Source organism: Intrasporangium chromatireducens Q5-1 (assembly GCF_000576575.1).
GTDB lineage: Bacteria > Actinomycetota > Actinomycetes > Actinomycetales > Dermatophilaceae > Intrasporangium_A > Intrasporangium_A chromatireducens.
Map to the genome: position 1 here is coordinate 1 of NZ_AWQS01000145.1, position 9623 is coordinate 9623.

At 72.2% G+C, this 9623-nt stretch carries 13 protein-coding genes; 3 read left to right on the plus strand and 10 right to left on the minus strand.

What is annotated here, in order from left to right:
- The first annotated feature begins 85 nt into the window (after positions 1-85).
- On the plus strand, positions 86-724 hold the full coding sequence (locus N864_RS15085; RefSeq protein WP_034718525.1) for a TIGR03085 family metal-binding protein: 639 nt from the start codon (positions 86-88) through the stop codon (positions 722-724).
- A 97-nt stretch (positions 725-821) separates the two neighbouring features.
- Here N864_RS15085 and hisF read toward each other — a convergent pair whose 3' ends face one another.
- Positions 822-1595, minus strand: coding sequence for an imidazole glycerol phosphate synthase subunit HisF (gene hisF, locus N864_RS15090; RefSeq protein ID WP_034718552.1), 774 nt, complete (start codon positions 1593-1595; stop codon positions 822-824).
- A 34-nt stretch (positions 1596-1629) separates the two neighbouring features.
- Between hisF and N864_RS15095 the strand changes: the two genes are divergently transcribed.
- Both N864_RS15095 and N864_RS15100 read left to right on the plus strand, forming a co-directional pair.
- Entirely contained in the window at positions 1630-2205 is a 576-nt protein-coding gene (locus tag N864_RS15095; RefSeq protein ID WP_034718527.1) for a nucleoside/nucleotide kinase family protein, read from the plus strand.
- Positions 2206-2208: 3 nt separating this feature from the next.
- Positions 2209-3423: an MFS transporter gene (locus N864_RS15100; protein WP_034718530.1), complete on the plus strand. Its 1215-nt coding sequence runs from the start codon at positions 2209-2211 to the stop codon at positions 3421-3423.
- 4 nt (positions 3424-3427) lie between these two features.
- Here N864_RS15100 and N864_RS15105 read toward each other — a convergent pair whose 3' ends face one another.
- From N864_RS15105 to N864_RS15145, 9 genes are all read right to left on the minus strand, one after another.
- On the minus strand, positions 3428-3982 hold the full coding sequence (locus N864_RS15105; protein ID WP_034718533.1) for a flavin reductase family protein: 555 nt from the start codon (positions 3980-3982) through the stop codon (positions 3428-3430).
- Positions 3979-4494 carry a PH domain-containing protein gene (locus N864_RS15110; RefSeq protein ID WP_051518641.1) on the minus strand — a complete coding sequence of 172 codons (516 nt, stop codon included), beginning with the start codon at positions 4492-4494 and terminating at the stop codon, positions 3979-3981. Before N864_RS15110 ends, N864_RS15105 begins: the two co-directional genes overlap by 4 nt.
- A 24-nt stretch (positions 4495-4518) precedes the next feature.
- Positions 4519-5364: an ATP phosphoribosyltransferase gene (gene hisG, locus N864_RS15115; protein ID WP_034718536.1), complete on the minus strand. Its 846-nt coding sequence runs from the start codon at positions 5362-5364 to the stop codon at positions 4519-4521.
- Between the two features lie 9 nt (positions 5365-5373).
- The gene (locus N864_RS15120; protein WP_034718539.1) at positions 5374-5637 is read right to left on the minus strand and encodes a phosphoribosyl-ATP diphosphatase; all 264 of its coding nucleotides are present in this window, start codon (positions 5635-5637) and stop codon (positions 5374-5376) included.
- Positions 5638-5681: 44 nt separating this feature from the next.
- Positions 5682-6185, minus strand: a complete 504-nt coding sequence (ribH, locus tag N864_RS15125; RefSeq protein ID WP_034718541.1) for a 6,7-dimethyl-8-ribityllumazine synthase — start codon at positions 6183-6185, stop codon at positions 5682-5684.
- On the minus strand, positions 6182-7408 hold the full coding sequence (locus tag N864_RS15130) for a bifunctional 3,4-dihydroxy-2-butanone-4-phosphate synthase/GTP cyclohydrolase II (protein ID WP_034718544.1): 1227 nt from the start codon (positions 7406-7408) through the stop codon (positions 6182-6184). Before N864_RS15130 ends, ribH begins: the two co-directional genes overlap by 4 nt.
- Entirely contained in the window at positions 7405-8040 is a 636-nt protein-coding gene (locus tag N864_RS15135; protein ID WP_034718546.1) for a riboflavin synthase, read from the minus strand. Before N864_RS15135 ends, N864_RS15130 begins: the two co-directional genes overlap by 4 nt.
- Positions 8041-8044: 4 nt before the next feature.
- Positions 8045-9058 (minus strand): bifunctional diaminohydroxyphosphoribosylaminopyrimidine deaminase/5-amino-6-(5-phosphoribosylamino)uracil reductase RibD, encoded by a 1014-nt coding sequence (gene ribD, locus N864_RS15140; protein WP_205620967.1) that lies wholly within the window; start codon positions 9056-9058, stop codon positions 8045-8047.
- A gap of 24 nt (positions 9059-9082) precedes the next feature.
- Positions 9083-9623, minus strand: a 541-nt coding sequence (locus N864_RS15145) for a nicotinamide mononucleotide transporter family protein (RefSeq protein ID WP_034718550.1), incomplete at its 5' end; no start/stop codon positions are given.

The window sequence follows — 9623 nt, forward strand, 5'->3', positions numbered from 1 at the left end:
CCAAGCCAGCTGACCGAGCAGCGCGGCAGCACGGGAATGCCGGGGTGCACCGACGTCGAGCCAACCGTTTGGGAAGATGAGGCCCATGACTCGCGACGCCCGCTCCGAACGGCTCCTGCTCGCCGACGACCTCGACCGGCTCGGACCGGACGCCCCCACGCTCTGCGCCGGCTGGCAGACCCGCGACCTGGCCGCCCACGTCGTCATCCGCGACTCGCGCCCCGACCTCTTCGTCGCTGAGCACCTCCCCCTCGTCCGAGACCGGGCCAAGCGCGAGATGCAGCGCATCGCCGACAGCGACTACGAGCACCTCGTGTCGCGCGTTCGAGCAGGCGCGCCCAGCTGGAACCCGATGTCCTGGCAGGCCGTCGACGAGCGAGCCAACCTCCTGGAGTTCTACGTCCATCACGAGGACGTCCGCCGGGCCCAGCCGGACTGGGCTCCCCGTCAGCTCAACCGGGCGCTCGAGGAGCACCTTTGGAGCGCTCTCCGGCCCTTTGCCCGCATCGCGTTCCGGCGTTCACCCACCGGCATCGTCCTCGTCGCCGACGGGCTCGGTCGCCACGCGGCCCGCCTCCCCGACGCGCGGGGCACCGTCGTCGTGCGTGGGCCCGTGCAGGAGCTCGTCCTCTACGCCTTCGGTCGCACCGAGGTGGCCCGAGTCGACCTCACGGGTGACGCCGACGACATCGCGGCGCTCCAGGCCACCCGCCGGGGGGTCTGACCGCGCCGCAGCACCCAGCCGCGCCCCACTTCGTCAGCCCTGCGCGCAGACACACCGCACAGCAGACCTTGCACCGCCCGGACCGACAGGTGTCGGCTCAGCGGACGACCACGCCGGCCTCGCGCAGGGCCGTCTTCACCTGCCCGACCGTGAGGTCCCCGAAGTGGAAGACGCTTGCCGCCAGGACCGCGTCGGCGCCTGCCGCCACCGCCGGCGCGAAGTGCTCGACCCGACCGGCACCGCCCGAGGCGATGACCGGGACCGAGACGGCCGCCCGCACCTGACGGATCAGCTCCAGGTCGAACCCGTCCTTCGTCCCGTCGGCATCCATCGAGTTGAGCAGGATCTCCCCTGCCCCGAGCTGGGCCGCCCGGACACACCACTCGACGGCGTCGAGGTCGACCGGCGTCCGACCGCCGTGGGTCGTCATGACGAAGTCACCGGTCGGCTGTCCGTCGTCGCCCCGGCGACGACGCACATCGGCGGACAGGACGAGCACCTGGGCGCCGAACCGGTCGGAGATCTCCGAGATGAGCTCCGGGCGGGCGATGGCCGCGGTGTTGACTCCGACCTTGTCCGCGCCGGCGCGCAGCAACCGGTCGACGTCGGTCACCGACCGCACCCCGCCACCGACCGTGAGGGGGATGAAGACCTGCTCGGCGGTGCGTCGCACGACGTCATACGTGGTCTCCCGGTCACCGCTGCTCGCCGTCACGTCGAGGAACGTGAGCTCGTCGGCGCCCTGCTCGCCATAGAGCTTCGCCAGCTCGACGGGGTCGCCGGCGTCGCGAAGGTTTTCGAAGTTGACGCCCTTGACGACGCGTCCGGCATCGACGTCGAGACAGGGGATCACCCTCGTGGCCACGGTCATGGCGTCAGGGTATGCGCTGGGTAGGGTCGCCAGCATGTGGGACCAGATCACGGAACCGGCCGACCCGGTCCATGTCGCAGCCGTCGTGGAGCTGGCCCGCGCCGCCGAACCGCGTTGCGGCGCAACAGTCGTCGTCGCCATAGACGGGCACAGCGGCTCCGGCAAGACGACCCTGGCGGAGGCCGTCGCCACGTCGCTCGACGCCCAGGTGGTCCACCTCGATCTCATCTACCCGGGCTGGGACGGCCTCGGTGAGTCCGTCGACATCCTCGCCACGCGCGTGCTCCAGCCGCTGTCGGCAGCCCGCTCAGCGACATACCGCCGATGGGACTGGGAGCGCGACGAGTGGGCCGAGGAGCACGTCGTGCTCCCCGCCCCCTTCCTCGTCGTCGACGGGTGCGGTTCCAGCGTCCTCCCCGCGGGGCGGTATGCCGCTGTGCGGGTCTTCCTCGACGCTGACCCGGCGCTGCGCCGGGCTCGCGGCCTGGCCCGGGACGGCGACAGCTACGCGCCGTACTGGGAGCGGTGGGCTGCACAGGAGCGCGAGCTGTTCGACCGGGACGGGACGAGGCAGCGTGCTGACCTGGTCATCGACACGACTACGGTCTGAGGAATGACCACCCAGCCCGAGCCGCCGACGCCCGCCCGGCCGCTGCGTCCGTTGCCCTCGTTCTGGACCATGGTCGTCGCCCTGCTCGCCGTCGCCGTCAACCTTCGGGTGACGATGACGAGCATCCCGCCACTCATCGACACGATCTCGGCGGCCCTCGGGCTGAGCCACGCGATGGCCGGGGTGCTGACTGCTCTGCCGGTCCTCTGCATGGGTCTCTTCGCTCCCCTCGCGAGCCGCCTCGCGCACCGGCTGGGCGCCGTCCTCATCGTGCTCTGCTCGGCCGTCGCGATCCTGCTCGGCACCATCGCACGCGGCTTCGGCGACAACGTGGCGCTCCTCTACCTCGGCACCTTCGTCGCCGGCGTCGGGATCGCGATCGCCGGCACCCTGCTCCCCCAGCTCGTCAAGACCTTCTTCCCTCCGGAGCGGGTCGGGCTCGTCACGGGGCTCTACATGGCCGGGATGCTCGGCGGCGCCACGCTCGCGTCCGCCGTCGCCGTGCCGCTCGCCGACCGCCTCGGGTCCTGGCAGGGCTCCCTCGGCTCGTGGGCCATCCTCGCGGCGCTCGGCGTCGTCGTGTGGGCGCCCTTCACCCTCCGGGCCAACCCCCACCACATCCGCGGGGAGGCCGGGCCCGGCGGCCTGCCGTGGCGCAGCCTCACCGCGTGGACCGTCGCCGTCTACCTCGCGCTCCAGTCCTGGTGCTTCTACTCGAGCATCGCCTGGTTCGCCCCCACCTATGTCGAGCACGGCTGGTCCAAGGCCGGTGCTGGCTATCTGCTCGCCGCCTTCACCACGGCGCAGATCATCTCGGGCCTGCTGGGGCCGGCGCTCAGCGACCGGTTCAGGGACATGCGGGTCCTGCTGCTGATCTCGGCCGCACTCGGCATCATCGGCTGCTTCGGCGTCTACCTCGCGCCCCTCGCCGCGCCCTGGGTGTGGGCCTTCGTCATCGGGCTCGGCCAGGGGTCGGCGTTCTCGCTCGGCCTGGTGCTGCTCGTCCGCTATGCGCGCACGCCCGGTGCCAGTGCTCGCCTCAGCGGGATGGGCTTCCTCGTCTGCTACAGCCTGGCGTCGCTCGGTCCGCTCGCGATGGGTGCGCTGCGGGACCGCCTCGGCACCCTGACCCTGACGTGGCTGATCCTCGGCCTCATCGGCATCGTCCAGTGCCTGGTCGCGCTGCGGCTACGCCCGGGTCTGGCCAAGGTCTCGTGACCGGCTAACCCCAGAAGTCGTCCCAGCCGCCCGTCACCTCGGGCTGCGCCGACGAGCGCAGCCGCTCGGTCACGGCGAACCGCCCCCGATAGAACAGGAGCGGGCGCCCCGGCTGGACGAGCTCGAGGTCGACGACCCGGCCGACGACGACGTCGTGGTCCCCGCTGACGTGGACATTCTCGACGGCGCAGTGCACCCGGGCCAGGACGTCGGGCAGCGCGGGTGCCCCATGCGCCGACAGGTGCCAGTCGAGCCCCTCGAACCGCGACCCGGTGCGGGAGCCGAAGCGGTCGACGAGCTCCTGCTGGGCGTGGCGCAGGATGTTGACGCAGAAGGTGCCGGTGTCCCTCATCCGTGGCCAGGACCGCCCGGCGTGGTCCGCGCAGAAGAGGACGAGCGGCGGGTCGAGCGAGACGGAGGTGAAGGACTGGCAGGCGAAGCCGACCGGGTCACCGTCGCCGGCGAGACCGGTCACGACGGTGACCCCCGTCGCAAAGTGGCCCAGGACGTGGCGCATCTGCTCGGGAGTCGGCGGACCGCTGGCCCGTGCCTCCGTCACGGGGCGCCGCCGATCTCCGGGTCGGCGGGCTCACCGAGCGCCTGGATCAGGGCCGCGAGCCGGGACGCCTCCTGCTCGCCGAAGGCTCCGTCGGCCTTCTGGATCGCCATGACAGCCACCGTGTCGAGGTCGTCGAGGTCGAGACTGACCCACGGCGCACCCCCGCCGAACTGGACCGAGACGATCTGGGCCCATTCGAGACGTCGGGTGATGACGAGGTTGCGCACCACCAGGCCCTCGCGGCTCGGCACCGCCGAGAGCGAGGCGAACCGCCAGGCGAGCAGGGCGATGACGACACCGAAGGAGAAGAACATCAGCCGGTCGACGACGCCCCAGATCGCGTGACCGGAGACCGTGGGCAACAGCACCGCGATGACCCCGAAGATGATCAGCGCTCCCCAGACGATCGCGAGCGCGACGAAGCGACCGCGGCGCGGGCGGAACGGCGCGAACGCGTCGGCCGCGCCCGGCACGGCGGGCGTCGGCTCGGGCTCGGGCGTCGGCTCAGGCATCGGCTCGGTCATCCTCAGCGCCGCTCAGAGCCGGCAGGCCGCGATGTCGGTGACGAGGATCGCCCGGGCGCCGAGGTCGTAGAGCTGGTCCATGACCCGGTTGCGGCCGTAGCGGGGCACCATGGCACGCACCGCCACCCACTCCTCGTCCTGCAGGGGTGACACGGTGGGCGACTCCAGTCCCGGCGTCAGCTCGGTCGCCCGGTCCACGAGGTGGCGCGGGCAGTCGTAGTCGAGCATGACGTAGGTGCGCGCCGTCCGGACCCCCATCAGGCGTCGCTCGAGCACGTCGACGGCCTGCTCGGGGCCGGGCCGGTTGCCCTTGATGAGGACGGCCTCGGAGTGCAGGATCGGGTCCCCGAAGACCTCGAGGCCCTGGTTGCGCAGCGTCGTGCCGGTCTCGACGACGTCGGCGATCACGTCGGCGACGCCGAGGGTGATGGCGGTCTCGACCGCCCCGTCGAGCCGCACGACGTCGGCGCTGATCCCCCGGTCGGCGAGGTCCTTGCGGACGAGACCCGGGTAGGACGTGGCGACCCGCTTGCCCTCGATGTCGGCCACGGACGCCACGAGACCCGGCTTGGCGGCATACCGGAAGGTCGAGCGGCCGAAGCCGAGGGTCATCAGCTCGATGGCCTCGACCCCGGCGTCGAGCAGCAGGTCGCGCCCGGTGATCCCAGCATCGACGGTGCCCGACCCGACGTAGACGGCGATGTCGCGCGGTCGCAGGTAGAAGAACTCGACCTCGTTGTCGGGGTCGGTGACGATGAGCTCCTTCGGCTCACGCCGCGTCCGGTAGCCCGCCTCCCGCAGCATCTCGATCGTCGACTCGGACAGGGATCCCTTGTTGGGGACGGCAATCTTCAGCATCGGTCGACCTCAGAGGTGGGTGTAGACGTCGCCCAGGGTGATCCCCTTGGCGATCATGAGGACCTGGACGTGGTACAGCAGCTGGCTGATCTCCTCGGCCGTCTCGTCATGGGACTGGTACTCCGCGGCCATCCACACCTCTGCGGCCTCCTCGACGATCTTCTTGCCGATCGCGTGGACGCCCGCGTCGAGGGCGCGCACCGTCCCGGATCCCTCCGGCCGGCTCGCGGCCTTGTCGGCCAGCTCCGCGTACAGCTGCTCAAAGCTCTTCACGGGGTCACAGCCTAACGAGGGGTATGCCGCTCACCTTCGCCCGCTCACGTGGTGACCGATGCCGTCGGCGGGGTGGGTGCCCCGCTCAGCACCGATCGGAGCGCCGCCACGGTTGCGACGGCCGCGGTCGCCGCCTCGTGGCCCTTGTCCTCGGCCGACCCGGGCAGCCCGGCCCGATCGAGCGCCTGCGCCTCGTCGTCGCAGGTGAGCACCCCGAAGCCGATCGGCGTCCCGGTGCGCGTCGCCACGTCGGTGATCCCGAGGGTGGCCGCCTGGCAGACGTACTCGAAGTGCGGGGTGCCGCCCCGGATCACGACGCCGAGGGCGACGAGCGCGTCGTAGCGGTCGGCGAGCGCGGCGCAGGCGACGGGCAGCTCGAAGGTGCCGGGCACGCGGACGACCTCGACATCGGTGACGCCTGCGTCGGCGACCCCGCGCCGGGCGCCGTCGAGCAGCCCGTCCATCACGGTCTCGTGCCAGGAGGCCGCGACCACCGCGACGCGCAGCCCCTTGCCATCCGGGGTGATCCGGGGTGCGCCGTCCTTCATGCCGTCTCCTCGTGCGTGTGGTCGAGGACGAGGTCGTGCCCCATCCGGTCGCGCTTCGTCAGCAGGTAGTGCTCGTTGTCCCGGCCGACGCCGGTCTGGATTCGCTCGACCGCCACGACCTCCACGCCGTGCACGCGCAGGGCCGCCACCTTGCGCGGGTTGTTGGTCAGCAGCACCACCTGCTCCACGCCGAGGTCGTGGAGGACGGCGGCCGACGCGGCGTACTCGCGGGCGTCGACGGGCAGGCCGAGGGCGGTCTGCGCGTCGACGGTGTCGGCGCCGCGGTCCTGCTCGGCATAGGCGCGCAGCTTGTCGACGAGGCCGACACCCCGGCCCTCGTGGCCGCCGACGTAGACGACGACGCCGCCCTCACGGCCGACCCGCGCGAGGGAGGCCTGCAGCTGCGGCCCGCAGTCGCACCGCAGGGACCCGAAGGCGTCACCGGTGAGGCACTCCGAGTGGAGCCGGGTCAGCACCGGACCTCGCCCGAGACCACGGGGGCTGACGAGGGCGACGTGCTCTTCCCCCGTGAAGGTGTCGCGGTAGCCGTGGGCGGTGAAGGTGCCGTGCCGGGTCGGGAGACGCGTCGTCGCGAGCCGCTGGACCCGGTCATGGCGCTGCCGCCACTCGATGAGCTCCTCGATCGTGATGACCGGCAGCCCGGCGGCACGCCCGAGCTCGAGGACCGCGTCGTAGCGCATCATCCGGCCGTCGTCGTGGACGAGCTCCCCGATGACACCGACGGGTGGCAGCCCGGCCAAGCGCGCGAGGTCGGTGGCGGCCTCCGTGTGCCCGGGACGCGCGAGCACGCCCCCGGGCCTCGCCCGCAGGGGCAGCACGTGACCGGGCCGGATGAGGTCCGTTGGGCCGCTGACCGGGTCGGCCAGTACCCGCACCGTCGCGGTCCGGTCCGCCGCACTGATCCCGGTCGTGACACCGGTGGCGGCGTCGACGGACACCGTGTAGGCGGTTCGCAGCGGGTCCCGGTTGTCGGCGACCATGAGCGGCAGCTGGAGCCGGTCCGCGATCTCCGCCGTCATCGGGGCGCAGAGGTAGCCCGACGTGTGCCGGATCGTCCAGGCAGTCCACTGCTCTGTCGCGACGGCGGCGGCGAGCACGACGTCCCCCTCGTTCTCCCGGTCCTCCGAGTCGAGGACGAGGACCGGACGGCCCTCCGCCAGGGCCGCGAGGGCGTCCTCGATGCTCGACAGCCGGCCGGTCATGACCGCACCTCGGCCGGGACCGGACCGTCCGCGCGGACCTCGCCACCTGTGGACAGCAGCCGCTCGACGTACTTCGCGAGGACGTCGACCTCGATGTTGACCGGGTCGCCGATCCCCTTGCGACCCAAGGTCGTCAGCTCCAGGGTCGTGGGGATGAGGGAGACGGAGAAGCCGTTGTCCGAGACTGACGTGACGGTCAGGCTGACGCCGTCGACCGTGATGGAGCCCTTCTCGACGACGTAGCGGTCAAGCCCGGGACCGAGCGTGAACTCGACCGTCTCCCAACGCTCCCCCGGGGTACGAGCCGTGATGAGCGCGGTCCCGTCGACGTGTCCCTGCACGACGTGTCCGCCGAACCGGCCGTCCGCCGCCAGCGCCCGCTCGAGGTTGACCCGGTCCCCCACGGCAAGGGAGCCCACGGCCGTGCGTCGCAGCGTCTCGGCCATGACGTCGACGGAGAAGCCCGTGGTGTCGTGCTCGGTGACGGTGAGGCACACGCCGTTGACCGCGATCGACGCGCCGTGGACGGCGTCGGAGACGACGAGGGGACCCTCGATGCGGAGCACCGCGGAGTCGCCGGCCACCTCCAGGGCCCGGACGGTCCCGAGCTCCTCGATGATTCCCGTGAACATCGTGCTACTCCTTCGTGACTGCTGCGGCCGCCTGTGGTGCGACTGCGGCGTGGATGCGGACGTCCGTCCCGATGACCCGGACGTCCCTGGTGGAGAGCCGGAGGATCCCGGCCATGGTCGTGATGCCGAGGTCGCCCACGGCTGGAGCGCCGGCACCGAGGAGCGCCGGGGCGAGGTAGGCGTAGACCTCGTCGACGACGCCCGCACGCAGGAAGGCGCTCGCGAGGGTCGGGCCGCCCTCGAGCCAGACGTCACGGATCCCGATGTCCCACAGCGCCGCGAGGGCCTCGTGGGGGTCGCGGGTGTGCAGCACCTCGACCCGGCCGCGGCCCTGACGCACTCGGGCATCCTCGGGCACCGGCCGCATCCCCATGACGACCCGCAGGGGCTGGCGGTCGAGGGGGCGGCCCGCAGCGTCCCGGACCGTCAGTCGCGGGTCGTCCACGGTGACGGTGCCGGTGCCGACGAGGACGGCGTCGCGGGTGGCCCGGAGCCGGTGCACGTCGGCGCGAGCGTCGTCACCGGTGACCCACTGGCTGGAACCGTCCGCCGCCGCACTGCGTCCGTCGAGCGTCGCGGCGAACTTCCATGTCACCAGGGGCCGCCCGAGCCGTATCGTGCTGGCCCACCTCTCGTTGAGCGCCGTCGCCGCCTCGACGGAGCACCCGCCGGTGACGGTCACGCCGGACCGGCGCAGCACGGCGGCGCCACCGGACGCTGCCGGGTTCGGGTCGGCCTGGCCGTAGACGACCGCTGCGACGCCCGCCGCGACAAGCGCGTCGGCACAGGGCGCGGTCCGGCCCGTGTGGGCGCACGGCTCGAGCGTGACGTAGGCGGTGCAGCCCTTTGCGCGACCGCCCGCCCGGGCGAGCGCGTCTGCCTCGGCGTGTGGCGTGCCGGCACCCCGGTGGAAGCCCTCGGCGACCACGTTCCCCGTCGGGTCGACGAGGACGCAGCCCACCCGTGGGTTCGGGTCAGGCCAGGGCCCGCGCGCCGCGAGGGCGAGCGCCCTGTCCATCCACCGCTGCTCGACCATCGTGCGTCACGCCACCGCGGCGGCTTCCGGCTCGGGAGTCGGGCGCTCGGAACGCGAGGCCCGCAGCCACACGACGAAGCCGTAGATCACGAAGACCGCGTAGACGGCGTACAGCACGGCGGTCGGGATGTAGCCGGAGTGGACGAGCAGCGGCACCCCGACGAGGTCGACGCCGATCCAGGCCAGCCAGAACTCGTTCCAGCCCCGGGCCATCGCGTAGGTCGCGATCATCGAGCCGATGAAGATCCACGCGTCGCACCAGTAGTACCAGCGCGGGGCGGGCCACCCGGCGCCGATCATTGCGAAGGCCCATTGGACGACCAGGACGCCCGCGACCCAGACGAGGAGCATGCCGAGCCGCTCCCGGGCCGTGGCCCAGCGTGGCGTGATCGCCGGCTTCGACGAGTCCCGGCCGTCGAGTCGCTGGACCTGCCGCCAGCGCCACCAGCCATAGACGCTCGTGATGATGAAGAAGATCTGCCGACCCGACTGCCCGAAGAGCGGTGCCCGGCCGTCCGCCACGTCGAAGGTGACGGTGATGTAGACG

Coding starts and splice junctions, on each gene's coding strand:
- hisF (WP_034718552.1), bottom strand. CDS start 1,595: ATGACCGTGGCCACGAGGGTGATCCCCTGTCTCGACGTCGATGCCGGA.
- N864_RS15100 (WP_034718530.1), top strand. CDS start 2,209: ATGACCACCCAGCCCGAGCCGCCGACGCCCGCCCGGCCGCTGCGTCCG.
- ribH (WP_034718541.1), bottom strand. CDS start 6,185: ATGAAGGACGGCGCACCCCGGATCACCCCGGATGGCAAGGGGCTGCGC.
- N864_RS15135 (WP_034718546.1), bottom strand. CDS start 8,040: ATGTTCACGGGAATCATCGAGGAGCTCGGGACCGTCCGGGCCCTGGAG.
- hisG (WP_034718536.1), bottom strand. CDS start 5,364: ATGCTGAAGATTGCCGTCCCCAACAAGGGATCCCTGTCCGAGTCGACG.
- N864_RS15110 (WP_051518641.1), bottom strand. CDS start 4,494: ATGCCTGAGCCGACGCCCGAGCCCGAGCCGACGCCCGCCGTGCCGGGC.
- N864_RS15095 (WP_034718527.1), top strand. CDS start 1,630: ATGTGGGACCAGATCACGGAACCGGCCGACCCGGTCCATGTCGCAGCC.
- N864_RS15130 (WP_034718544.1), bottom strand. CDS start 7,408: ATGACCGGCCGGCTGTCGAGCATCGAGGACGCCCTCGCGGCCCTGGCG.
- ribD (WP_205620967.1), bottom strand. CDS start 9,058: ATGGACAGGGCGCTCGCCCTCGCGGCGCGCGGGCCCTGGCCTGACCCG.
- N864_RS15085 (WP_034718525.1), top strand. CDS start 86: ATGACTCGCGACGCCCGCTCCGAACGGCTCCTGCTCGCCGACGACCTC.